The sequence below is a fragment of the Trueperella sp. HMSC08B05 genome, from assembly GCF_001808405.1.
Lineage (GTDB): Bacteria > Actinomycetota > Actinomycetes > Actinomycetales > Actinomycetaceae > Trueperella > Trueperella bernardiae.
In genome coordinates this window covers 23,285-46,307 of record NZ_KV793258.1, presented here as the reverse complement: position 1 = coordinate 46,307, position 23,023 = coordinate 23,285, and the positions used below count along the sequence as shown (strand labels likewise).

The following is a 23,023-nucleotide window of genomic DNA, read 5'->3' as shown; positions in this document are numbered from 1 at the left end:
GCCCCCGCCCCCGCCAGACCCACGTGTCCGCCAGCGCCCCACCCCACACCCCATGTCCGCCCACCGCGCACACCGCACTCCCAGGCTGATCCACTTGGATCTCAGAACGAGTAGCCTAGGAAATGAACTATCGATTCAGCTGCGTCGGTGACGGCGAGAGTGCGAAAGGATGACGATGGGCGCATTCGACAGGATTGAGCGCGGGATGGAGAACGCGGTCGAGAACGTGTTTTCGCGCGCGTTTCGCTCGGATCTGAAGCCGGTGGAGTTGGCATCGGGCTTGAAGAAGTCGATGGATGATCGGGCGGCGGCGGTCAGCCAGGAGCGCGTGGTGGTGCCGAACGAGTTTGAGATCCTGCTGTCGGAATCGGATTTCCACAAGTTGGAGGAGTGGGGTGAGGACGCGATGCGCGACGAGCTAACGGATATCGCCACGGCCCACGCCCGCAACCAGGCGTACACGTTCCTGGGCCCGATCAAGATCACGTTCAATTCCACCCCGGAGTTGTCGCGCGGCAAGCTCCTGGTGCGCGGCCGGTCGAAGCGCGGCCCGGCGGCCCCCGCTACCATGCCGGAGGCCTCGCCGGAGAACCCGATCATTGAGGTGGCGGGCGAGCGCTATTTGCTCACGGGCGCGGTCACGGTGATTGGCCGTGGATCATCGGCGGATATCACTGTTGACGACGCCGGTGTCTCCCGCCGCCACCTCGAGCTCCGCGTGACCCCGGGCGGGGTCATCGCCACGGACCTCGACACCACGAACGGCACGTACGTGGAGGGCCATCGGATCACGGCGGCCACTCTCCTGGATGGCAACACGATCACGATTGGCCGCACGCGCATCATGTTTTGGACGAGCCCGGAGATGCTATGAGTGCCCTGGTCATTGCGCTTTTCCGCTACGGGTTCCTCATTCTCCTGTGGCTGTTCGTCTTCGCTGTGGTGCTCACGGTGAAGAAGGACGTGCACGGCACGCGCGTCACGTCCCGCACCCCGGGCCGCGCTTTCAACCGCCCCGCCTCCCGAACGACGCCGCAGCCCCGCCGTTCGTCCACCCCCGCGCCTAGCGCCTTAGCGCACCCGCACCTGGTGGTGAGCGGAGGATCCCTAGCCGGCAGCACGATCCCGCTGTCGGGTTCGATCACGGTGGGCCGCTCCCCGGATTCGGCGCTCGTCCTTGACGACGGCTACACCTCGGCCCGCCACGCCCATTTCTACACGGATGGCCACGATTGGTACGTGGAGGATCTGAATTCGACGAACGGCACGTGGGTGGGTGGCACCCGCATTTATGAGCCGACCCGCCTGGGCTTTGGCACGCCCGTGACCATCGGTAAGACAACCCTGGAGTTACGCCAGTGAGCATTTCTTTCCGCTGCGCAGCAGCTTCCGACGTCGGCCTGATTCGCAAGTCCAATCAGGATGCCGGTTATGCCTCCACGAATCTCATCGTGTTGGCTGACGGGATGGGCGGAGCGGCTGGTGGCGATGTCGCGTCGTCAGTGGTGGTGGCGCACTTGGCGGAGGTGGATGATAGCCATCAGGCCGAGGACCTCCTGCCTCTGCTGACGGCAACGCTCGAGGACGCGCACGCGGACCTCATTCAGCGCTCGGCGGAGACGACGTCGCTGGCGGGCCTTGGCACCACGTGCATCGCGATTTTACGCGCGGGCAACAAACTCGGCATGGTCCATATTGGCGATTCGCGTGCGTACCTCCTGCGGGAGGGCACGCTGACTCAGGTCACGCATGACCACACGTTGGTCCAGTACCTCGTGGATCAGGGGGAGATCACGCCGGAGGAGGCGGAGAATCACCCGAAGCGCAACGTGATCATGCGCAACATCGGCGACACCCCGGAGCCGCTGGAGATCGACCGTTCGATCCGCGAGGCCATCCCTGGCGACCGCTGGTTGCTGTGTTCGGATGGTCTGTTCGGCGTTGTGTCGAAGGAGCGCATCGCGAAGACCCTCACCGATTACCGCGACCTGGAGGCGTGCGCGAACCGCCTGGTGGACCTGGCGCTGGCCGCCGGCGCGCCCGATAACGTCACGGTGGTGTTGGCCGATGTTGTCGACGACGACGTCGCCCCGGCCCCGCCCCTCATCGTGGGTTCGGCGGCGGTCGATGCGCATAAGCCGACGCGTGGCACGGCGTCGGCGGCGGGGAAGCTGGCGCGGTGGACGCCGGGTGAGACGGATGAGGCGGGCGAGGTCGAACCGGAGCGACGTAGCCCGTGGGCGCGGATTGCGGCCACGATCGCGGTGCTCGGCATTTTTGCGGGCTCCCTGTTTGGCGCGTATGCGTGGACCCAGACCCAGTATTACGTGACGCAAGCGGGCGGGAAGGTGGCGATTTTCCAGGGCGTGCCGCAAAAGCTCGGCCCGCTCACCCTGTCCCATTTGCATGAGAAGACGGACGTTGAGGTGGTGAGCCTTAAGGCGGTGGCCCAGGCGCGTATTGCCGAGCCGATCACGCGCGGGTCGTTGGAGGAGGCGCGGACGGTCGTCGCGGATTTGTCGGCGCAGGTGCGCGAGCCGGACCCGATCGTCGGCGAGCGCCCAACCCCTGAGCCGTCCGCGTTCCCGACGACGGGCACGGAGCCTTCGCGCGATCCGTCCGGAGATCCGTCCGGCCAGACACCGGCCCCGACGACGACGCCCGCCCCGACCAGCGGCACCACGGTCCCGGCCCCCACGGACCCACGGGAGGAGAGGCAATGAGCGTGGTGACTCAGAAGACCGCCCGGACGGGCCGTTTCCGCGAGCTCCTTCTCCTGATCCTGGCGCTGGCGGCGTGCCTGCAGGCGTGGGTGATCGTGCACCACAGCGTGAGCGTGGAGGAGGTCTCGGCGCTTCCAGAGAATTTCTGGATGGTGGCGGGCGCGGCCGCCAGCCTCATTTTCGTGGCTCACCTCGTGATCCGTTGGCGGGCGCCGTGGGCGGACCCGGTGTTTTTCCCAATCGCGGTGACCCTCACGGGCCTGGGCCTGGTGATGATTCACCGGATTGACTATTCGCTGGTTGCCAAGGGGAACGCTCCGCTTGTGGGCGGGCAGTTCATGTTGGCGGGCGTGGGCGTGGTGCTCATGGTGGCCACGGCCGTGGTGGTCCACCATCGGGCGCTGCGCCGCTTCACGTTCATTTCGCTCGCGCTCGGCACGATCCTGTTGCTTTTGCCGATGGTGCCGGGCCTTGGCGTGTCGATTTACGGCGCCCGCATTTGGATTCAGGTGGCCGGTTTTTCCTACCAGCCGGCCGAGCTGGCCAAGATCTTCTTCGCGGTGTTTTTCGCGGGCTACCTGGTCAGCCAGCGCGACAACCTGGCGCTTGCCGGCAAGAAAGTGCTGGGCATCCAATTGCCGCGTGCACGCCACTTCGGCCCCCTGCTCGTGGGTTGGATGGGCTGCATGGGCATCCTCGCGATGGAGAAGGATTTCGGCACGGCTCTCCTCTTCTTTGGCCTGTTCGTGGCGATGCTTTATGTGGCCACCGAGCGCGTGTCGTGGATCGTGATCGGCGGGATCCTCACCACGATCGGCGTGTATTTCCTCGTCCAGATCATGCCGCACATTCAGGCCCGCTTCGACATCTGGCTCCACGCCCTCGACCCAGAGGTTTACAACGCCAAGTACGGCTCGTGGCAGATTGTCCAGGGTTGGTTCGGGATGGCGTCGGGCGGGTTGCTCGGCACGGGCCTCGGCCGCGGGTATCCTGGCAACACGTTCGCCGCGAACTCCGACCTCATCGTGGCGTCCTTCGGGGAGGAGCTGGGCCTCATGGGCCTGCTCGCAATCTTCTCGATCTACCTCCTCCTTGTTCAGCGCGCGTTCAAAACCGCGCTCGACCTCCGCGACGGCTTCGGCAAACTCCTCGCCTCCGGCCTCGGCTTCACCGTGGGCTTGCAGTGCTTTATCGTGGCCGGCGGCGTCACGGGCATTATCCCGCTGACGGGCCTCGCGATCCCGTTCCTTTCCCTCGGCGGCTCGGCGCTGCTGACGAACTGGATCATCATCGGCCTGCTCATCCGCATGTCCGATGCCGCCCGCCGCCCCGCGTTGCCCTCCTCCGCGCCGTTGCCGTCGCTGCCCGATTCTCCCGACGACGACTGGCCCAATTCCGACTGGCCCTCCGCCTCGCGTAACACCGAGGCTTCCGACGACGCCGGCGCGCCCGGCGGTCCTGCCGATAGCGCTTCCGACGCCGACCGCTACCCCACAGAGGTGGTCCGATGAATCCGCCGCTACGCAAGCTATCGGTCGTCGTGACGATCATGTTTTTGACACTCATGGCGGCGGCGACGTCGTTGCAGTTCTTCCGAGCGCCCTCGTTGAATGCGGACGCACGCAACGCCCGCACGCTATATAAGGAGTATGGGGTCAAGCGCGGCCCGATCATCGTGGCGGGTGAGGCGATCACGGGGATCGAGAAGATCGACTCTCCTTATAATTACCTGCGCACCTACCTGCAGCCGGAGCTGTATGCGCCGGTCACGGGTTATTTTTCGGTGATTCATAACGCGATCACTGGGATCGAGCGGGCGGAGAACGGGATCCTGGGCGGATCCGATTCGCAGCTGGCCACCCAGCACTTGCAGGAGTTGCTGACGGACGCGGACCCGGAGGGCGGGGCCGTCTCGCTCACCATTAACCCGGCTGCGCAGCAGGCCGCGTGGGATGCACTTGGGGACAGGCAGGGCGCCGTCGTCGCGATCGAGCCGTCCACGGGGAAGATCCTCGCGCTTGTCTCGAAACCCACGTTCAACCCGAACCAGATCGCCTCGCACAACCGCGAGGAGGCGACCACCGCGTGGGAGACCCTCAACGCGGACCCGGCCAAACCCCTGCTCAACCGGGCGATCGGGGACGACCTCTACGCACCCGGCTCAGTGTTCAAGCTCATTACCGCTGCTGCCATGATCGAGAACGGGCTGACCGCTGACTCCGGCGTCGAGGCCCCCTACACCTACTCTCCGCCCGGCACGTCGCACGAGATCTACAACCCCGGCCAGCGCCAGTGCGGGGACGGCTCGGGCACGGTGCCGTTGCGCGTGGCGTTCACCCAGTCGTGCAACACGGCCTTCGCGATCGGCGGCCTGAACCTGGGCGCGGAGAAGATGCGCGCCATGGCCGAGGCGTTCGGCTTCGGGCAGGACCTCGACATCCCGCTGTCCGTCCGCCCCTCACAGTTTCCCGAGCCGGCCGACGACGCCGCTCTCGCCATGGACTCCTTCGGCCAGCGCGACATCCTCGCATCACCAATGCAGATGGCTATGGTCGCGGCGGCGGTGGCCAACGACGGGCGCCTCATGACCCCCTACCTCGTGGACCAGACGTTCACCGCGGACCTCGGGGTACTGTCCACCACCGCGCCCACCACGTTCTCCAACCCGATCTCGAAGAGCACCGCCGAGCAGATGCGGTCGATGATGATCGACGTCGTAAACAAGGGCACCGGGTCGTACGCCGCGCTGAACTACGTGCAAGTGGCGGGCAAGACAGGCTCGGCCGAGGTCGGCGCCGGGGTGGAGCCGCACGCGTGGTTCGCCGGGTTCGACGCGACGGACGATCCGAAGGTGGCGGTGGCCGCGCTCGTCGTGAACGGGGGCGACGGCGGGTCCAACGCCGGGCCGGTCGCACGGGCCGTCATCGACGCGGTGGTGGGCCAATGAACTGTAATCGTTTCGTGACCTCACTAGTTGGCAATCACGCGCCGATGTGGGGCAGTATGTTTGAAGGTGTGAGGGAAAGGAAAGTTCGGCATGGCTGACGTACCCCGTATCCTCGGCGACCGCTATGAGGTCGGCGACCTGATCGGCCGCGGAGGCATGGCTCAGGTGCACTTGGGCTACGACACGCGGCTTTCGCGCACGGTCGCCATCAAGGTGTTGCGCACCGACCACGCCCAGGATCCCACCTTCATCGCGCGCTTCCGGCGCGAGGCGCAGTCCGCCGCCGCCCTCAACCATCCCTCGATCGTGGCCGTGTATGACACGGGCGAAGAGACCGTCATTTCCGAATCCGGTCGCACCCTCTCGCTTCCCTACATCGTCATGGAGTACGTCAAGGGCCGCACCGTCTCCCAGCTGCTGAGCAACGGGGACGCCCTGCCTATTGACGAGGCGGTGCAGATTGTCGTCGGGATCCTGTCGGCGCTCGAGTACTCGCACCGGGAGGGCATCGTTCACCGCGACATCAAGCCGGGCAACATCATGTTGACCCCGGACGGCAAGGTCAAGGTGATGGACTTCGGCATCGCGCGGGCCGTGGCCGATTCGTCGGCCACGATGACGCAGACAAACTCGGTGGTGGGCACCGCCCAGTACCTGTCGCCGGAGCAGGCGCGTGGCGAGGTTGTCGACGCCCGATCTGACCTGTATTCCACCGGCTGCGTCCTGTTCGAGCTGCTCACCGGTCAACCGCCGTTCCGTGGGGACTCCGCGGTGGCGGTCGCCTACCAGCACGTGTCCCAGCAACCGCCGGCGCCCACGTCGATCGCGCCGGACATCCCCGAGTCGCTCGACAGGGTGGTGACGAAGTCGCTGGCCAAGCGCCGCGAGGACCGCTACCAGAGCGCGGCCGACATGCGGGCCGACCTCCTGTCCGCCATCCGTGGCGGGGAGGTGAGTGCTCCGGCCGTCGGCTCGTGGCAGACCCAGGTGATGTCCGCACCCACGCAGGTTTCGACGCCGCCCACGCAGGTCTCAACGCCGCCCACGCAGGTCGCGTCCGTGCCGCCGTCGCAGGTGACGAAGACGTCCACGCAGACCTCGATCCCGCCCGCCGAGGAGCGCTCGCGGAACACGCTTTTCATCGTGCTCGGCATTATTTTGACCATCCTCGCCATGTCCGGAATCGGGTACGCGATCTACAACGCCAACCGCGCCCCCGAGGAGCCGACCGCCACGGTCGCGCAGACCACCGTGCCGGATCTGACCGGCATGAACGAAAGCCAGGTGCGGGCCGCGCTCGAGGAGCGCAACCTCGTGCTCAACGTGGGCGACCCGGTCGAGGATGACAAGATCCCCGAGGGGATCTACGTCTCCTCCAACCCGCCGATCGCCGGCACGGTCAACGAGGGCGACACGGTCACCGTCCACTTCTCCTCCGGCGTCGGCTCGGTGAAGGTTCCCGACGTCGCCAACGGCGTCTACACCCAGGACCAGGCGAAGGAGATCCTAGAGAACGCAGGCCTGCGGGTGGGGCGGGTCGACATCGAGGACGTGCCCGGGCTGGCGAAGGACACAGTGTCCGCCACCTCGCCCGAGGCCGGCAACACCGTCAAGCGCGGTAGCCAGGTCAACCTGGTGGTCGCGTCCGGTGACGTGGTGCTGACGGATGTGCGCGGGATGAACATCGACGACGCCGAAGCCCTCCTCGCCAACGACCTGCGGATTCAGTCGATCTCGATCTCCGAGGTGGAAACCGACCAGGCCGAGCCCGGCACCGTGCTATCCATGAATCCGGCCGCCGGGAAGGTGCCATACAACCAGCGCGTCGAACTGGTGATCGCCAAGGAGATTGTGGCGCCCCCCACCACGGAGCCAAGCGAGCAACCGAGTCAGGATCCGAGTGAGCAACCCACTGATCCGGCACCGACGGACGAATCGAGCAAATAGGAATCAGCGCGGCCAAGCAAAGCTTGGCCGCGCTACTTTCTTGGCGTGAAACTGGGCGAGGCGGACCCCGCCGGGGTCACTCGCCGACCGTGTTATCCACTAAGTGAGTGTTTTCCATGACCCACGGGTAGGCATACTCAAACAGCAGGTAGACCACGCCAAAGATCAGGGCAAGGGCCTCCAGGACCTTCAGCCATGTCGGGCCCGGAAGCATGCGCCAAATCGCTCCGTACATTAGTTCGCTCCTTCCACCGCGGGGGTCGCCGGGTCAACAAGCTCCTTCGGCAGGCCATCCTCACGCTTCGTCCAGTAATCGAACTCGGCGTGGACAATCCAGCGTTCATTCGACACGAAAGGCGGGTGGCACGTGGTGATCGTCAGCAGGCGGCGCGTGGCCTCCGACACCGGCATGCCATTCTTCAGCGAATCAAGTGCCATGAACGGGTCCGGCGCGATCGTCCACACGTCCGTGGGCGACACGATCTCATCCGCGATGATCTTGTATACGTAGAAGGCGTCCGCGGTCTCCACCACCACGGCATCGCCCTCCTTCAAGTTCTGCACGTTCATCATCGGCGCGCCGTACGTCTGCCGGTGGGCCGCCGTCGAGAAATTACCCACCTCGCCCGGGAACGCCGTATCCGTATACCTGCCGAACGAACCCTTATCGAGCACCGTGGTCAAGTCCGTGCCGTTCTGGATCGTGTAAGCATACTCGTAGCCAAATGCCGGGATACGCATGATGCCGATCGTCTCACCCACCCCCATGGGCCCCGACCACTCCGGCGGCGGGCCCGGCTGCGGCTCCGCAATCCCGTCGTCAGCAACCTCGCCGTACTCCTGACGCAACGTGACAATCGCGGCCTGCTGCTCACGGTTCGCTTCAATATCCGTCCACCAGATCTGCCACACAATGAACAGCCCAATGACGAGCCCAGCAGTGATCATCAGTTCCCCAATGACACCAAGGATACGGCCGAACAGGGATGGTTTACGCCGTGCTTGGTCCGCCTTCATATCATCTCCTCGAATTGACTGGCTCAAGCATAGTGTATTTCATCCCTCCCACCTTCCCCAGATGCGAAAACTAACCCTGTGGATGATTCCCGTTTTTCCTTTTATCCGTATAGGATTTGGGGGTACGTTCCGCATAGAAGGATGAGCGATGCCCGAATCGAAGAAGCGCAAGAAGGTCGTTGAGCGCAGGATTGCCCAGCAGCACGCCCAGGAGAACCGCAAGGCCGCGGCCCCCGAACAGTCCCCGCGCTGGTGGGTTCCCGTCATGGTCGGCCTCGCCGTGCTCGGCCTGATCATCATCGTCATCGCCTACATCACCGGCGGTCGCTTCCCGATCCCCGGTCTGTCGAACGGTAACATCAACATCTTCGTGGGCATCGGCTTCATGCTGGTGGGCTTCCTCATGACGATGGGCTGGAAGTAGCGCGCTCACTGACCGCCCAGCCCGGCGCAGGCGTCGGGGGTTACTAACTGGTAAGTCTGGGCCCACAAAGCTCGGTTTTCAGCACGGAACCTTTCAGATTCACGAGTTAGCTTCACGCCCGCCTAAATAACATTCATGTAATTCTCCACAGGCCAAGCCACAGCTGAGGACAACTCGAATTACACTCATGTAATTCTCCACAGGGTAAACCACACCTGGGGATAGATGAGGCTAAAAATGCAGGGGAGGTAACGCGGCGTCGTTGCCGCTAAATCCACAGAACGAGGGCCGTCAGCACCGGCACCAGCAGGCCGGCGGCGACCTCAAGAACAGTGCGCTTACGCCTCGCCGGGAAGCTCTCGCGGATGGATATCCACGCCCAGGTCAGCAGCGCGCCCACGATCAGCCCGCCCACGTGCGACTCCCACGAGATCCCTGGAACCACAAAGCTGTAGACGAGGTTAACGCCCAGGATCGTGAAGATTCCCGACATGTTCGCATCCACCTTGCGCGAGAGAATGACGAGCGCGCCAAACAACCCGAAGATCGCGCCGGACGCACCCACCGCGCCCACGTTCCACCCTCCGGTCAAGTTCGCCACCCCATACACCGCGGCGTTACCCGCGATCGCGGACAAGAAGTAGAGCGCCAGGTACCTCACCCTGCCGAGCGCCGGCTCGAGCACCCGCCCGAGCAGCCACAGGGCATACATGTTGAGCACCAAATGCCAAAAGCCGCTGTGGAGGAAGGCGGACGTAATGAAACGGTACGGCTGCACCTGTGCGAGCGGAGGGTAGAACATGAGCTCCACCCCCACCTGGGGTTGCAGCCGCTCCACAAGAGCCATGATCCCACACGCCACGATGAGCACGGTCGTGGCAGGGGCAGGATTACGACGCCGAACGGCCATCCGCCTCCGGAAACCGGGAATTTCGCGATTGTGGTCCGACATCCCGGACCTTTCGGCGTCGTACATCTGCTAGTCGGCGACCGTCACCGAGTTAATGACCACGTCCTCCACCGGGCGGTCCATCGGGCCGGTCTCAACGGCGGCGATGGAGTCGACGACAGCCTGCGAGTCGGCGTCGTTGACCTTGCCGAAGATGGTGTGCTTGCCCTGCAGCCACGTGGTGGGGGCAACCGTGATGAAGAACTGCGAGCCGTTCGTGCCGCGGCCGCCCTGCTTGCCGGCATTGGCCATGGCGAGCACGTAGGGTTCGGTGAAGTTGAGCTCGGGGGCGATTTCGTCGTCGAAACGGTAGCCCGGGCCGCCGGTGCCGGTGCCGAGCGGGTCGCCGCCCTGGATCATGAAGCCGGCGATGACGCGGTGAAAAATGACGCCGTCGTACAGCGGGTCAGTGGTGGGTTCGCCCGTGCGGGGGTTGAGCCACTCGCGCTTGCCGGTGGCAAGCTCGGTGAAGTTCGCGACCGTCTCCGGAGCGTGCTCCGGGTAGAGGTCAATCTTGATGTCTCCGTAATTTGTATGCAGTGTTGCTTCCATAGGGCTAATCCTCCCACACCCGCGCAGGTCGGGCCGGTTTTCTCCACGCATTCATTTGGGTACACCGCTATCGGCGAAATTTACTCTGTCAACGAAAAGGGGCCCTGTTTGCCGAGGTAATTCGGCTAGCGTCCTGCGAAACGGAGCTCTACGTGGAAAGATAAGGGTTACGCGCGGCACAACGCCGTCCAGCAGTGGAGGTAAACATGTCTTTGTTCAAGAAGAAGAGCACGAAGGAGAAGGTGGCCGACCAGGTTGAGCCGCTGGCCGAGCGTGCGGCAGAGGTTGGTAGCCAGCTTGGCTCCCTCGTGAAGGATTCGGTGCGAGCCGCGGTCAATTGGGCGGAGCCGCTTGCCGCCGACGCGTACGAGAAGGCCGCGCCCTACGTCAAGGACGCTTACGACAAGGCTAACGACGCCGCCCCCGACGCGTACGAGAAGGCCGCGCCCTACGTCAAGGACGCTTACGACAAGGCTAACGACGCCGCTCACGACGCCGCGGAGAAGGCCCGCCCGCTCGTCGCCGATGCGACCAGCCGGTATGAGGAGACGTCGGCGCTGGTGCGGGAGGACTACCTGCCGCGTGCCAAGCGTGCTGCTCACGCCGCCCTCGAAGAGGCAAAGTCCGGTTCTGGCGACCTGGCCACGCGCGCGAACGCTGTGGTCGCGGCGTCGAAGAAGGAGCTGGCCAAGCCGGAGAAGAAGCGTGGCCTGCGCAAGTGGGTTGGCTTCCTGGCCGTTGCTGGCGCGGGCGCCGTTGCAGCGTACGTGGCGTGGGCGCGCTCGAAGCCGGTGCAGGACCCGTGGGCCGAAGCCTACTGGGAGGACGTCTCGGTGCCCACGGATGAGTCGGCTGCCAAGCCGGAGGATTCCGAGACCCCTGCGAAGGATAAGGTCGAGGAGCAGGCCGCCGCTCATGAGGTCATCCAGGAGGAGGTCTCGGAGGCGGAGCTCAAGGAAGAGGAGCTGAAGGAGAAGGTGGCCAAGACTCGCGAGGAGGAGGCCGCTGAGGCAGCGGGCCTCATCGACGAGGACAAGGAAGACTAGTCCGAGCCAGATTCCGGTCAGCTAGCCGCTGACGGGGATTGAGACACAGCCTATCTGTTGGGGGCGGGGTGCGATACGCACCCCGCCCCCAGATGTTTCGGCCGCGCTGAATGGCCCGGGATCCTGGGTTTGTCGTGCTTAGTGCGTGGACGCCTTCAATTACCGAGACGCCGTTTCCATGGGTATCCAACTCGATATCCGAAAAACGATGATGGTGGCTTTTCGTTGATATTTAGCGGAATTCATTTGTGGAGCCTACGGGACTCGAACCCGTAACCCCCTGCTTGCAAAGCAGGTGCGCTACCAATTGCGCCAAGGCCCCTTAAAGATCAACCGGGTCGGTCACTTGCTGCCACGTGGCTTGACGCTGCATGTTCTTCTGAACCTGGAGGAACACGATGTAGCCTCCCAGGCCGGCCAAACATACCAGAGCAAACCTCTTCATCGTGACCTTCCTCGATTAACGAGTGGGCGTACGTGGACTCGAACCACGGACCTCCACATTATCAGTGTGGCGCTCTAACCGACTGAGCTATACGCCCCGTTCCTAACGGATGCCGAATTAGGTTAACTCATTCTCCCGCACTTCTCCAAACCGGATATGACCTGAGCGCTCGACGTCACATTTCTGCCGCCGCGTCCGCCAACCGCTGGCCGGCCCACCGAGCCGCCCGCGAGCGAGCCACCCGGGCTACTCGTCAGTGACAGTGATTCCGAGCCCGCCGACCAGCATAGCCACCACGTTGTAGAGCAGTGCCATGACCGTGCCGAACAGGGTCATGAGCACGACCTCAATAACGCCCACCACCACGGCGAACGAGACGACGCGCCCGAACTGCATGAACTGACCCAGCTCGAGCAGCGGCGCCGAGTTCAGCGTCACGAGCAGCTCGTCGATACGCGCCCACACGTGCATGGCGTCAAGCGTGAACCACAGGAGGATCGCGGCGATGACGATCATGATGCCCACACCCACCGACACGAGGAAGGACAGCTTGAGCGCTGACAGCGGGTCGATGCGCGAGATAGTCATGCGGACGCGGCTGATGCCAACGTCCAGCCGCTCCTCCGCCGCGTCGACGCTATCGGGGGTATGCGTGGTCTCGGTCATGAGAGATCTCCGTCGTTGATGTTGCTACTGGTATGACGCTACCGCTTTTTGCGCGCCCGCTCACCCTTCTTGGGGCTGATTGTCGATCTGGTCCGACGACGCCGTTGCCCCGCCCGCGTCCACAGGCGCGGCCACGTCCTCATCGGCTGCGACCGAGTCGCCGGATCCGACCGTCTCGCCCAAGGCGACAGTGTCCGCGGAATCGGCGGAATCCGAGCTGTCAGCGCTGTCAACGCTGTCCGACTCGAAGACGGGCGCCATCGCGAGCACGCGGTCGCCGCTATCGGGGCGGACGAAACGCACGCCCTGGGTGTTGCGTCCGGTGAGGTTGACTTCGTCCACGCGCGAGCGGACCACCTTGCCGCCCTCCATGATCACCACGACCTCGTCCCCGGGCTTGGTGATGAGCGCGCCCACCAGCTCGCCGCGGTTTTCAGCCACCTTGGCCACACGGATGCCGAGGCCGCCGCGGTTCTGGGGCCTGTACTGGTCTTCGCTGGTGCGCTTGGCGAAGCCGCCGTCGGTGATGACGAAGACTTCCGAGTCCTCGCGCACCACTTCCATGGCGAGCAGCGAGTCGCCGTCGCGGAACTTCATGCCGCGCACGCCCGCAGTGGCGCGGCCCATGGGCCGGAGCGAGGAGTCGTCGGCTGTGAAGCGTAGCGACTGACCCTGGCGGGACACGAGGATGAGCTCGTCGCCTTCGTTGATGAGCTGGGCGGAGACCACCTGGTCGGTGGAGCCGTCCACGTGTTCGCGCAGGTTGATGGCGATGAGGCCGCCGGTGCGGGCCGAGTCGTAGTCGGCCAGCTTGGTCTTCTTCACCATGCCGTCCTCTGTGGCGAGCACCAGGTAGTCGGCTTGGTCGTAGGTGCGCAGCGTGAAGGCGGAGGCGATCTCTTCGCCCGGCTGCAACGCGAGCACGTTCGCCACGTGCTGGCCCTTCGATTCGCGCGAGCCCTCGGGGATCTCGTATCCCTTGACCCGGTAGACCCGGCCGAGGTTCGTGAAGAACAGGTGCCAATCATGTGTTGAGGCGATCCCCATGTGCTCCACGACGTCGTCACTGCGCAGCGTCGTCCCCTTGACGCCCTTGCCGCCGCGGCGCTGGGCGCGGTACTCGGAGACCTTGGTGCGCTTGATGAAGCCCGAGCGGGTCACGGTCACCACTATCTCTTCCTCGGGGATGAGGTCCTCCACGGTCATTTCGCCGTCGAAGGGGAGGATGATGGTGCGGCGGTCGTCGCCGTAGCGGTCCACCACCTCGTTCAGTTCCTCGGAGATGATCGCGCGCTGGCGGGCGGGCTTGGCCAGGATGTCGCGGTAGTCCTCGCACAGGGCGAGCTTCTCGTCCCGCTCCTCGACGATCTTCTGCCGCTCGAGGGCGGCCAGGCGTCGCAGCTGCATGGCGAGGATATGGTCGGCCTGGATCTCGTTGATCGCGAGCAGTTCGATGAGCCCGGTGCGGGCCTCCTCCACCGTGGGCGAACGCCGGATGAGGGCAATGACCTCGTCCAGCATGTCGAGCGCCTTGACCAGGCCCTCGAGGATCATGAGGCGCTCTTCGGCCTTGCGCAGGCGATAGGCGGTGCGTCGGCTGATGACCTCTACCTGGTGCTGCACCCAGTAGTGGATGAATCCGTCAAGCGAGAGGGTGCGCGGCACGCCGTCGACCAGCGCGAGCATGTTGGCCGAGAAGTTGTTCTGCAGCTGGGTGTGCTTGTAGAGGTTGTTGAGCACCACCTTCGGCACGGCGTCCCGCTTGAGCACGACCACGATGCGCTGGCCCGCGCGGCCCGAGGACTCGTCGCGGATGTCGGCGATGCCGGACAGCCGCCCGTCCTTGACGCCCTCCACCATGCGGTCAAGCAGGCGGTCGGGGTTGACCTGGTAGGGCAGGTCGGAGATGACGAGCGACGTGCGGCCGTTGACCTCGTCAATCTCCACCTTCGCGCGCTGGGTGATCGTGCCGCGGCCTGTGCGGTACATATCCGCGATGCCCTTGGTGCCCAGGATCGTGGCGCCGGTGGGGAAGTCGGGGCCGGAGATACGCATCATGAGGTTGGCGAGCAGCTCGTCGCGCGTGGCGTCCGGGTGCTCGAGGTACCACTGGGCTCCCGCGGCGATCTCGCGCAGGTTGTGCGGCGGGATCGAGGTTGCCATGCCCACCGCGATGCCCTCCGAACCATTGATCAACAGGTTCGGGATGCGGGAGGTCAGCACCACGGGCTCTTGGACGGAACCGTCGAAGTTGGGCTGGAAATCGACCGTATCCTCGTTGATATCGCGGACCATCTCGACAGCCAGGGGAGCCATCCGCGCCTCGGTGTACCTCGGCGCGGCCGCACCCAAGTCACCCGCGGTACCGAAGTTACCCTGGCCGGCCACCAGCGGGTAGCGCAGGTTCCACGGCTGGACCATGCGGACCATCGTGTCGTAGATGGCGGCGTCACCGTGCGGGTGGTAGTGACCCATGACGTCGCCGACGATCTTCACCGACTTCGAGAACGCCGAATCGGGCCGGTAGCCGCCATCCCACATCGCGTAGATGACGCGGCGGTGGACGGGTTTCATGCCGTCGCGCACATCGGGCAGGGCGCGCCCCACAATGACCGACATGGCGTAGTCAAGGTAGGAGGTCTCCATCTCGCGCTGGAGGTCGACATCCTTGATGCTGCCGTGTTCAAAGTTCACAGTATTCTCACTCACGATTAATCCTTAGATGTCGAGGAATCGCACGTCACGGGCGTTGCGCTGGATGAAGCTACGGCGCGAACCCACGTCCTCACCCATGAGGATAGAGAAGGCCTCGTCCGTGGCGGCGGCCTCCCCGATGTTGACCCGCTTGAGCGTGCGGGTTTCGGGATTCATCGTGGTGTCCCACAGCTCCGAATCATTCATCTCGCCCAGGCCCTTATAGCGCTGAATGCCCTGGCCCTCGGCCTTGGGTAGCTTCTTGCCGGCGGCCATGCCTTCCTTCAGCACCGCGTCGCGTTCGGCGTCGGAAAACACATACTGGTGCGTGGCATTCGTCCACTTGATACGGTACAGCGGCGGCATCGCCAGGTAGATGTAGCCGGCCTCGATGAGCGGGCGCATGTAGCGGTAGACGAGGGTGAGCAGCAGGGTGGCGATGTGCTGGCCGTCCACGTCGGCGTCGGCCATAAAGACGATCTTGTGGTAACGCAGCTTGTCGATGTCGAACTCCTCGCCCACGCCCGTGCCGAACGCGGTGATGAGGTTCTGGATCGAGTCGGAGCTGAGCGCCCGGTCGAGCCGCGCCTTTTCCACGTTGAGGATCTTGCCGCGGATCGGCATGATCGCCTGGTGGCGAGGGTCGCGGCCGTTGACGGCCGAGCCGCCCGCCGAATCACCCTCCACAATGAAGATTTCGCACTCTTCGGGGTTACGCGACGTGCAGTCCTTGAGCTTGCCCGGCATCGACGCCGACTCCAGCACCGACTTGCGACGCGTCGCCTCGCGCGCCTTCCGCGCTGCGATGCGCGCCTGGTAGGCCTGCGTGGCCTTGCGGATGATTTCCTTCGCCTCCGACGGGTTCATGTCCAACCAGTCGGAGATGTGGGCGTACGTCTGCTGCTGGACGAAGGTGCGGGCTTCCGTGTTGCCCAACTTCGTCTTCGTCTGGCCCTCGAACTGCGGCTCGCCAAGCTTGACGGAGATGACGACGGCAAGGCCCTCGCGGATGTCATCGCCCGAGAGGTTCGGGTCCTTCTCCTTGAGCAGGCCCTTGTCACGCGCGTACTTGTTGATCACCGAGGTCAGCGCCGTGCGGAATCCCTCCTCGTGCGTGCCGCCTTCGGTGGTGTTGATCGTGTTAGCGAAGGTGTGGAGGGTCTCGGAATACGACGCGGTCCACTGCATGGCCACCTCCACCGAGATCTTCTTCTCCTCGTCCTCAGACTCGAAGTAGATCGGGTCGGTGTGAACGGGTTCGACCTTCTTGGTCTTGACGATGTGGCGCACGTAGTCGAGCAGGCCGCCGTCGTAATGGTAGGAGACCTCGAGGTGCGGGCGCTCCTCCGCCGCGAGCGAGTCCTCCGTGCCCACGACCTCCTCGCCCTCCGGAACGGCCTGCGGCCGCTCGTCGATCAGGGTGATGCGCAGGCCCTTGTTGAGGAACGCCATCTGCTGCAGGCGGTGGCGCAGGGTCTCGAAGTCGAACGTGGTGGTTTCGAAGATGTCGCCGTTGGGCCAGAAAGTCTGCGTGGTGCCGGTTTCGGTGGTGGGCTCACCCTTCTCCAAGGGCGCCACGGGCACGCCGTTTTCGTAGGAAATCCGCCAGACGTAGCCGTCGCGCCGGACCTCGGTATCCATGCGCGTCGACAGCGCGTTGACCACCGACACGCCCACACCGTGCAGACCGCCTGACACGGCGTAGCCGCCGTTGCCGAACTTGCCACCCGCGTGCAGCACGGTCATGACCACCTGGACGGCTGGCAGGCCCTCCGTGGGGTGAATATCCACCGGGATACCGCGGCCGTTATCGGCCACCCGGCACCCGCCGTTCTCCAGCAGGGTAATTTCGATGTGATCGCAGTAGCCGGCGAGCGCCTCGTCCACCGAGTTGTCAACCACTTCGTAGACCAGGTGGTGCAGGCCGCGTTCGCCGGTGGAGCCGATGTACATGCCCGGGCGCTTCCGGACGGCCTCGAGCCCCTCAAGGACGGTGATGTTCGACGCGTCGTACGACTGGTCCTCCGAGACCGCGCCGATCCGATTATTTTCAGCCACGCTTGGCAACTCCTCTACCTGTGGTCTACATCTCTAAATAAGCCCTAGGATCGCCTGGAAGGCATTGAGGCCCGTTTGGGTAGGTATCTACACCATGAGACCAAAAACCAATTATAGCGCGTTTTGGACGCAAAATCTCGCCACATGTCCTCCCACAGAGGTTCGAAACTCGTGAGCGTGGCCCGTGGACATCTTTCCGACGACGCCGTCCCCCGGCAACCGCCTCTTCACCCGTAGGTGTCCCGCGGTCCGCGCCCTGGCACCGAGTAGCGCCCGTGCTTCCACGAGCGCGCGAACGGCCCGCCCACCACGATCTCTTTCACGACGCCGGGGCCCAGCTCCTCCTCCAACCGCTTGTCGAGGAAGGCCGACAGCGCGCGCATCTGCGTCTGCCACGACGTCGACCCCGCCCGCAGCGTCAGCACCCCGTCCTCGAAGCTCTCCACCTGGCAGTTGTTCGCGATTGCCTCCCCGACGATATCCGGCCAGCGCGCCGCCATCGATCCAATCTCCAGCTGTGTGCCCCACCCCCGGGTTTTCACGAGGTGGTCAAACACGATGCCGAGCGGCTTCGGGTCCCGCTTCGAGGGCCGCGAGCCGGAACCAACGTCTTGCCCGGGGATGGGGACCACCACGTCCTCCCCGATTTGCTCGGCCTCCCGCTCAATCCGCGCCGCCATCCGCACACGCACCCAGCCCTGGGCCTCGGCCATGAGCCGTGCCCGCTCGAGTGCCTCGAGAGGCAGCTCGTCACCGTACTTTTCCGCCGCCGCGCGCTTGGCCTGCGCGATCCTATCCATCGCTGCCCACGCTATCCGCGCCACCGTCCACGTCACGTCCCACGTCAGCGTCCGTCACGACGCCGCCCGGCGCGCCTTCGCCGCCAGTACGGCCGCCGTCGTCGAGCCGCGTCGCCTTCCCGCGGGTCACCGCAAACCGGATCCCGCCGAGTGGCGGCAGGTCGTCTCCCACGGCGGCGGTGACGAACACCTGCTCGGCGTTGGCGATGATCTGGGCCAGCCGCAGCCGGCGCCGGGAGTCAAGTTCGGCGAAGACGTCGTCGAGGATAAGGATCGGCTCCTCGTGCTCGGCCCAGTCCCCGGACTCGTGCCCGCGCAGCAGGGCCCACGAGCCGAGCCGCAGCGCCAGCGCATACGACCACGACTCCCCGTGCGACGCGAATCCCTTCGCCGGCAACGTGCCGAGTGAAAGCTCAAGTTCGTCACGGTGCGGCCCCACCAGGTTCACCCCACGTTCGATCTCCGCCCCGTGCCACTCGCGCAACGTCTCGCGCAGCTTCGCCTCGACGGCCGCCGCGTCCCGCAGCTCCGTTTCGTGTTTCACGACACCGTCCGCCAGCTCGGTGCCGTCCTCTCCCGCGAGCTGTGCGGCGGTGGGAAGGGCCCAGTTCCGGCGTTCGTCGAGATTAGCGGCGTAGTCGATGCGGGCGACGTCATTGCCACCCGACACGTCGGCGTAGTAGCTCGCCACGTGCGGGCGCAGGCCAGCGATGATCTCGGCGCGGGCGGCGATGATCTGCGCACCGTAGCGGGCGAGCTGGTCGTCCCACACCTCGAGCGAGGATTCGTCGACCACCCCGCCGCGCCGCCGCGTTTTTTGTAGGGCCTTGAGCAGCGCGCCGCGCTGGCGGAGCACCCGCTCGTACTCGGCCTTGACCGAGGCCAAACGTGGACGGAACTGGATCATGAGGTTGTCGAGGAATCGGCGCCGATCCGCGGGATCTCCCTTGACCAGGCTCAAGTCCTCCGGGGCGAACACCACGGTCCGCACGATCCCCAAAAGGTCCGCCGGGCGGGCGTTGCCCCGGTTGATCCGGGCGCGGTTGGCCTTGCCGGTGATAATCTCCACCTCGACCATCGTCTCCGACTCCCCGCGCCGCACCTTAGCGCGCACGACCCCGGCGCCCGCGCCCTGCCGCACGAGCGCGGCGTCGGCAGCCACCCGGTGCGACGAAAACGTGGCCAGGTACCCGATGGCCTCCACCAGGTTCGTCTTGCCCTGGCCGTTCTCACCCACGAAGGTCACCACTCCGGGCTCGAACTCGAGCACGACCTCGCGGTAGGACCGGAAGTCGTTGAGGGCCAGATCGGAGATGTACACCTAGTTTTGGCCGAAAGTCCGAATCGGCATGAGGAGCAGGCGGAAGTCGTCCTCCACGTTGCCATCCTTGTCCTGGGAGGTCACCACCGCCGGCTTGGTGGGGTGGGTGAACGACAGGCGCACGGTCGGCTCGTCAATCACCGCGAAACCTTCCTGCAGGAAGATCGGGTTGAAGGCCATCTTGATGTCCTCGCCCTCGAGCGTGGCGGGCAGGACTTCGGAGACCTGAGCGTTGTCGCCCTGGCCGGCCTCGAGCATGACCTCGCCCTCGGAGAATGACAGGCGCACGGCCGCATTCTTCTCCGTCACCAGACGCGAGCGCTTGATCGCGTCGAGGATCTCCAGGCGGTCGAGCTCGACGTGACCGTTGACCTCGGTGGGGAACAGCGAGCGGACCTGCGGGTATTCGCCATCGATGAGCTGGATCGTGTTCTGGCGGTTGCCGGCCGAGAAGCCGATGAGCGCGCCCATCCCCTCATCCTGGAGCGAGATCTCCACGTCCGACACGGTGCCGAGCGCCTTCGCGACGTCGAGCAGGCGCGAGGCGCGCACGAGGATGCGGGTGGAGTAGTCGGAGTGCACCGGGGCCCACGCCAAATCGCGGATCGCGAGCCGGTAGCGGTCGGTGGCCATGAGGGAAATCTGGTCGCCCTCGATCTCGATGCACACGGAAACGAGCATGGGTAGCGTGTCGTCATTCGAGGCAGCGATGGTCACCTGCGAGACGGCCTTCTCCCACTCCGCGCCATCCACCTTGCCGATCACCGGCGGCATCGCCGGCAGGTCGGCGTAGTCCTCTGCGGCCATGGTCTTGAGAGTAAAGTGCGAGCGGCCGCAGGAAATGTCAAACTTCCCGCCGTCCCTCTCGATTTCGATCGGCTGATTGGGCAGGGAGCGCGAGATCTCGGCGAGCAGCTTGCCGTTGACCAGCACCTCGCCCGGCACCATCACGTTCGCCGTGTTGATAGTAATTTGCGAGGAAATGTCCGAATCGCGTGCGCCCATCGTGACCGTGCCGTCCTCCTCGGCCACGATGTGAATGCCGGCAAGGACGGCGTTGGCCGGCCGGGAGGGGATCGTGCGCGATGCCCAGGTCACGGCGTCAGTAAATTCCTTATGATCGACGCTAAATTTCACCGTCAAACCTACTTTCTATTATCTGGCTCCTACTTTAGCGATCCGACCCCGCGTGCGCCCATTCGTTCGAGCAGTCGGTGGCCAAGGTCGTCATTTCGGAAGTTCATGGGTAGTAGATGTAGTAGCCTTTGTGGATTTCGTGGATAAGTCCATCTTCGCTCGATCCCTCGCGCTTTCATCCCTGTGGATATCTGTGGGATTACCCTGTGCCTATCTTGGCGCCGGTGTGGATGGGACACTTTTGAGTGTCATATGCTCGCAGTTTTCGGCCACTTCTCCACACGTTTCGAGCAGAAACTGGCTCGGTTAATCACACATGATGTGGACAGCGAGCGGCGAGCGCAGCTACCTGTTCTCGGATAGCTGGGCCTGTTCCTTGGCCGCCTGCTTGATGCGCGAGGTCAGCTCGGCGACCTGGTTGTAGATCTCCTGCTTTTCCGCCATGAGGCTCTCGACCTTGCGCAGTGCGTTGAGCACAGTGGTATGGTCGCGGCGGTTGAAGGACTCGGCGATCTTCGGCAACGACAGGTCGGTCATTTCCCGGCACATGTACATCGCGATGTGGCGTGGCTGGGTGAGTGAGCGGGTCCTCGTGGGCGACTTCAGGTCCTCGGCCGTGATCCCAAAATAGGAGGCCACCTGGTTCATGATGAGCGCCGCAGTCACGGTGAACGAGCTCGGGTCGCTCATCATGTCCTTCAGCGCGCTTTCGGCCACGTCGAGCGTGACCGGCATATTGAAAAGTCCGGCAAATGCGGTCACGCGCCGCAGTGAGCCCTCCATCTCGCGCACGTTCGTGGTGATGCGCGAGGCAATGAATTCGAGCACGTCGCGTGGGACCATGAGCTTTTCGGAAGCTGCCTTCTTCTCCAGGATCGCGATTCGGGTCTCGAGGTTCGGCAGGTCGATGTTCGCCACGATTCCTGACGCAAAGCGCGAGATCATGCGCTCCTCGAAGCCGTCGAGCAGCCGGGGCGCCACGTCGGAGGTGATGACGATCTGCTTGTTCGCAGTCGCCAGCGCGTTAAAGGTATTGAAGAACTCCTCGAGCGTGCCCTCCTTGTGGGAGAGGAACTGGATGTCGTCGATGAGCAGGATGTCCACCGATCGGAAGAGGTTCTTAAAATTGTGACCCTCTTTGCGCATCATGGCGTTGATGAACATGTTCGTGAATTCTTCTGAGCTCGTGTACAGCACGCGCGATCCGGGGAAGAGGCTGAGGAAGTAGTTGCCGATCGCGTGAAGGAGGTGGGTTTTGCCCATGCCCGAGTCGGAGTAGAGGAACAGGGGGTTGTAGGTGGAACCCGGCGCCTCCGCGACCGCGAGGGCAGTGGCGTGCGCGAAGCGGTTTGACTCGCCAATCACGAAGTTGTCAAACGTGTAGCGCGGGTTGAGGTTCGCGATCGACTGGTCCTGATTCTTCTCGATCCGCGGCAGCATTGTGCCCAGCCCGGACGGGATGTGATGCACCGGTTCGGCTTCGGCGGGCTTGTCAGCGACGTCGTGCGAGGAGGGTCCGAACAGGTCCGGCGACGACGGGCTGCCAGTTGCATCCTCAAAGTCCGTCACGGGCGGGAAACCGTGCGCCACCTGGAGGTTCGATGATTCTTGTTGGGTTCCCGACGCCGGCATCCCGGTTGCGCCCGGACCTGCGGGATCGGCTGGGGCGTCGTTGTCGACCACATGGAGCTGGCGCTCGGGGGCCTGCCACTGCGGGACGGGCTGGTTCGGTGTGGTTTGCTGTTCGGTGAGCGAGGGGTCTACGGAGATGACCAGGCGCACGGACCGCCCGAGGATGGCCGAGAGCTGGTTTTCCATGATGGTGGACACGTGCTCGGCAATCCAATTTTTCACAAACTCGGAGCCGACGCCGATCATGAAGATGTCGTCCACAGTGGCGAGAGGGTGTGCGAGGCGCACAAAGGCCGCCTGGGAGTCGGAGAGGTCGCCCTGGGCGCGGAGGAGCTCACTGGCCGCTGTCCATGCATCGCGTGCAGGTGAGCCGTCCATCATTTCTCCGATCACTATTTTTTCTGGGACTCTTCATAGTAGAGGATAAAATGTGGAAAGTCAGATTAGTTATCCACAGGCTTGTGCACACGTGTGGATATTACACTGTTGTAATTCACAGGCCCAAATGGCGTGTTCACGCGCGAAAGTTTTAACCTTTAGGGGAAGGAAAAATGTGGATGATATTAATAAATGGAATTACTCCAGTCTGGGCATTCTTGGGGTCTTGAGATATCCATCACCGCCCCGCGCGCGTTCCTTGACCTTTCGGCTAATTCTTCAGTAAA

The 23,023-nt window shown here is 64.3% G+C and carries 20 protein-coding genes and 2 tRNA genes; 8 read left to right on the top strand and 14 right to left on the bottom strand.

Annotated features, from left to right (window positions below; genetic code table 11):
* Positions 1 to 175: 175 nt before the first annotated feature.
* From HMPREF3167_RS06660 to pknB, 6 genes are all read left to right on the top strand, one after another.
* Entirely contained in the window at positions 176 to 874 is a 699-nt protein-coding gene (locus HMPREF3167_RS06660) for an FhaA domain-containing protein (protein WP_062612833.1), read from the top strand.
* Positions 871 to 1,362 (top strand): FHA domain-containing protein FhaB/FipA, encoded by a 492-nt coding sequence (locus tag HMPREF3167_RS06655; protein ID WP_062612835.1) that lies wholly within the window; start codon positions 871 to 873, stop codon positions 1,360 to 1,362. Before HMPREF3167_RS06660 ends, HMPREF3167_RS06655 begins: the two co-directional genes overlap by 4 nt.
* Positions 1,359 to 2,723, top strand: a complete 1,365-nt coding sequence (locus tag HMPREF3167_RS06650; RefSeq protein ID WP_068538916.1) for a PP2C family protein-serine/threonine phosphatase — start codon at positions 1,359 to 1,361, stop codon at positions 2,721 to 2,723. Before HMPREF3167_RS06655 ends, HMPREF3167_RS06650 begins: the two co-directional genes overlap by 4 nt.
* Positions 2,720 to 4,234, top strand: a complete 1,515-nt coding sequence (locus HMPREF3167_RS06645) for an FtsW/RodA/SpoVE family cell cycle protein (protein WP_070446166.1) — start codon at positions 2,720 to 2,722, stop codon at positions 4,232 to 4,234. The genes HMPREF3167_RS06650 and HMPREF3167_RS06645 overlap by 4 nt, the downstream gene beginning before the upstream one ends.
* Positions 4,231 to 5,670: a penicillin-binding transpeptidase domain-containing protein gene (locus HMPREF3167_RS06640; RefSeq protein ID WP_062612840.1), complete on the top strand. Its 1,440-nt coding sequence runs from the start codon at positions 4,231 to 4,233 to the stop codon at positions 5,668 to 5,670. The genes HMPREF3167_RS06645 and HMPREF3167_RS06640 overlap by 4 nt, the downstream gene beginning before the upstream one ends.
* 90 nt (positions 5,671 to 5,760) lie before the next feature.
* Complete coding sequence (gene pknB / locus HMPREF3167_RS06635) at positions 5,761 to 7,617, top strand: Stk1 family PASTA domain-containing Ser/Thr kinase (protein ID WP_070446164.1); 1,857 nt, start codon at positions 5,761 to 5,763, stop codon at positions 7,615 to 7,617.
* 76 nt (positions 7,618 to 7,693) lie between these two features.
* On the opposite strand, the gene HMPREF3167_RS09860 is transcribed toward pknB, so the two are convergent.
* Positions 7,694 to 7,852 (bottom strand): hypothetical protein, encoded by a 159-nt coding sequence (locus tag HMPREF3167_RS09860; protein WP_162839026.1) that lies wholly within the window; start codon positions 7,850 to 7,852, stop codon positions 7,694 to 7,696.
* A complete protein-coding gene (locus HMPREF3167_RS06630) occupies positions 7,852 to 8,634 on the bottom strand; it encodes a class E sortase (protein WP_070446162.1) in 783 nt (260 codons plus the stop codon). Before HMPREF3167_RS06630 ends, HMPREF3167_RS09860 begins: the two co-directional genes overlap by 1 nt.
* 148 nt (positions 8,635 to 8,782) lie before the next feature.
* Here HMPREF3167_RS06630 and HMPREF3167_RS06625 point away from each other — a divergent pair, with 148 nt between their 5' ends.
* On the top strand, positions 8,783 to 9,058 hold the full coding sequence (locus tag HMPREF3167_RS06625) for a cell division protein CrgA (protein ID WP_062612846.1): 276 nt from the start codon (positions 8,783 to 8,785) through the stop codon (positions 9,056 to 9,058).
* A gap of 268 nt (positions 9,059 to 9,326) precedes the next feature.
* On the opposite strand, the gene HMPREF3167_RS06620 is transcribed toward HMPREF3167_RS06625, so the two are convergent.
* Together HMPREF3167_RS06620 and HMPREF3167_RS06615 are read right to left on the bottom strand one after the other, a co-directional pair.
* Positions 9,327 to 9,968 (bottom strand): rhomboid family intramembrane serine protease, encoded by a 642-nt coding sequence (locus HMPREF3167_RS06620; protein WP_068538949.1) that lies wholly within the window; start codon positions 9,966 to 9,968, stop codon positions 9,327 to 9,329.
* Positions 9,969 to 10,037: 69 nt separating this feature from the next.
* Entirely contained in the window at positions 10,038 to 10,559 is a 522-nt protein-coding gene (locus HMPREF3167_RS06615; protein WP_062612849.1) for a peptidylprolyl isomerase, read from the bottom strand.
* A 206-nt stretch (positions 10,560 to 10,765) separates the two neighbouring features.
* Between HMPREF3167_RS06615 and HMPREF3167_RS06610 the strand changes: the two genes are divergently transcribed.
* The gene (locus tag HMPREF3167_RS06610) at positions 10,766 to 11,605 is read left to right on the top strand and encodes a hypothetical protein (protein WP_070446160.1); all 840 of its coding nucleotides are present in this window, start codon (positions 10,766 to 10,768) and stop codon (positions 11,603 to 11,605) included.
* A gap of 249 nt (positions 11,606 to 11,854) precedes the next feature.
* Here HMPREF3167_RS06610 and HMPREF3167_RS06605 read toward each other — a convergent pair.
* The 10 genes from HMPREF3167_RS06605 to dnaA form a co-directional block, all read right to left on the bottom strand.
* Positions 11,855 to 11,927 (bottom strand) — tRNA-Ala (locus tag HMPREF3167_RS06605).
* Entirely contained in the window at positions 11,928 to 12,050 is a 123-nt protein-coding gene (locus tag HMPREF3167_RS09980; RefSeq protein ID WP_210382915.1) for a DLW-39 family protein, read from the bottom strand.
* 23 nt (positions 12,051 to 12,073) lie between these two features.
* A tRNA-Ile gene (locus HMPREF3167_RS06600) sits at positions 12,074 to 12,147 on the bottom strand.
* Positions 12,148 to 12,296: 149 nt separating this feature from the next.
* A complete protein-coding gene (locus tag HMPREF3167_RS06595; protein ID WP_062612853.1) occupies positions 12,297 to 12,716 on the bottom strand; it encodes a DUF3566 domain-containing protein in 420 nt (139 codons plus the stop codon).
* Positions 12,717 to 12,776: 60 nt separating this feature from the next.
* Positions 12,777 to 15,428 (bottom strand): DNA gyrase subunit A, encoded by a 2,652-nt coding sequence (gyrA, locus tag HMPREF3167_RS06590; protein ID WP_371440125.1) that lies wholly within the window; start codon positions 15,426 to 15,428, stop codon positions 12,777 to 12,779.
* 6 nt (positions 15,429 to 15,434) lie between these two features.
* A complete protein-coding gene (gene gyrB / locus HMPREF3167_RS06585; RefSeq protein WP_068538920.1) occupies positions 15,435 to 17,468 on the bottom strand; it encodes a DNA topoisomerase (ATP-hydrolyzing) subunit B in 2,034 nt (677 codons plus the stop codon).
* A 227-nt stretch (positions 17,469 to 17,695) separates the two neighbouring features.
* The gene (locus HMPREF3167_RS06580; RefSeq protein ID WP_062612857.1) at positions 17,696 to 18,268 is read right to left on the bottom strand and encodes a DciA family protein; all 573 of its coding nucleotides are present in this window, start codon (positions 18,266 to 18,268) and stop codon (positions 17,696 to 17,698) included.
* Positions 18,261 to 19,589 carry a DNA replication/repair protein RecF gene (gene recF / locus HMPREF3167_RS06575; protein ID WP_070446157.1) on the bottom strand — a complete coding sequence of 443 codons (1,329 nt, stop codon included), beginning with the start codon at positions 19,587 to 19,589 and terminating at the stop codon, positions 18,261 to 18,263. Before recF ends, HMPREF3167_RS06580 begins: the two co-directional genes overlap by 8 nt.
* The gene (gene dnaN, locus HMPREF3167_RS06570; protein ID WP_062613149.1) at positions 19,590 to 20,726 is read right to left on the bottom strand and encodes a DNA polymerase III subunit beta; all 1,137 of its coding nucleotides are present in this window, start codon (positions 20,724 to 20,726) and stop codon (positions 19,590 to 19,592) included.
* Between the two features lie 345 nt (positions 20,727 to 21,071).
* On the bottom strand, positions 21,072 to 22,751 hold the full coding sequence (dnaA, locus tag HMPREF3167_RS06565) for a chromosomal replication initiator protein DnaA (protein WP_246783050.1): 1,680 nt from the start codon (positions 22,749 to 22,751) through the stop codon (positions 21,072 to 21,074).
* Between the last annotated feature and the right edge of the window lie 272 nt (positions 22,752 to 23,023).

Coding starts and splice junctions, on each gene's coding strand:
- HMPREF3167_RS06660 (WP_062612833.1), top strand. CDS start 176: ATGGGCGCATTCGACAGGATTGAGCGCGGGATGGAGAACGCGGTCGAG.
- HMPREF3167_RS06655 (WP_062612835.1), top strand. CDS start 871: ATGAGTGCCCTGGTCATTGCGCTTTTCCGCTACGGGTTCCTCATTCTC.
- HMPREF3167_RS06645 (WP_070446166.1), top strand. CDS start 2,720: ATGAGCGTGGTGACTCAGAAGACCGCCCGGACGGGCCGTTTCCGCGAG.
- HMPREF3167_RS06640 (WP_062612840.1), top strand. CDS start 4,231: ATGAATCCGCCGCTACGCAAGCTATCGGTCGTCGTGACGATCATGTTT.
- pknB (WP_070446164.1), top strand. CDS start 5,761: ATGGCTGACGTACCCCGTATCCTCGGCGACCGCTATGAGGTCGGCGAC.
- HMPREF3167_RS09860 (WP_162839026.1), bottom strand. CDS start 7,852: ATGTACGGAGCGATTTGGCGCATGCTTCCGGGCCCGACATGGCTGAAG.
- HMPREF3167_RS06630 (WP_070446162.1), bottom strand. CDS start 8,634: ATGAAGGCGGACCAAGCACGGCGTAAACCATCCCTGTTCGGCCGTATC.
- HMPREF3167_RS06625 (WP_062612846.1), top strand. CDS start 8,783: ATGCCCGAATCGAAGAAGCGCAAGAAGGTCGTTGAGCGCAGGATTGCC.
- HMPREF3167_RS06620 (WP_068538949.1), bottom strand. CDS start 9,968: ATGGCCGTTCGGCGTCGTAATCCTGCCCCTGCCACGACCGTGCTCATC.
- HMPREF3167_RS06615 (WP_062612849.1), bottom strand. CDS start 10,559: ATGGAAGCAACACTGCATACAAATTACGGAGACATCAAGATTGACCTC.
- HMPREF3167_RS06610 (WP_070446160.1), top strand. CDS start 10,766: ATGTCTTTGTTCAAGAAGAAGAGCACGAAGGAGAAGGTGGCCGACCAG.
- HMPREF3167_RS09980 (WP_210382915.1), bottom strand. CDS start 12,050: ATGAAGAGGTTTGCTCTGGTATGTTTGGCCGGCCTGGGAGGCTACATC.
- HMPREF3167_RS06595 (WP_062612853.1), bottom strand. CDS start 12,716: ATGACCGAGACCACGCATACCCCCGATAGCGTCGACGCGGCGGAGGAG.
- HMPREF3167_RS06580 (WP_062612857.1), bottom strand. CDS start 18,268: ATGGATAGGATCGCGCAGGCCAAGCGCGCGGCGGCGGAAAAGTACGGT.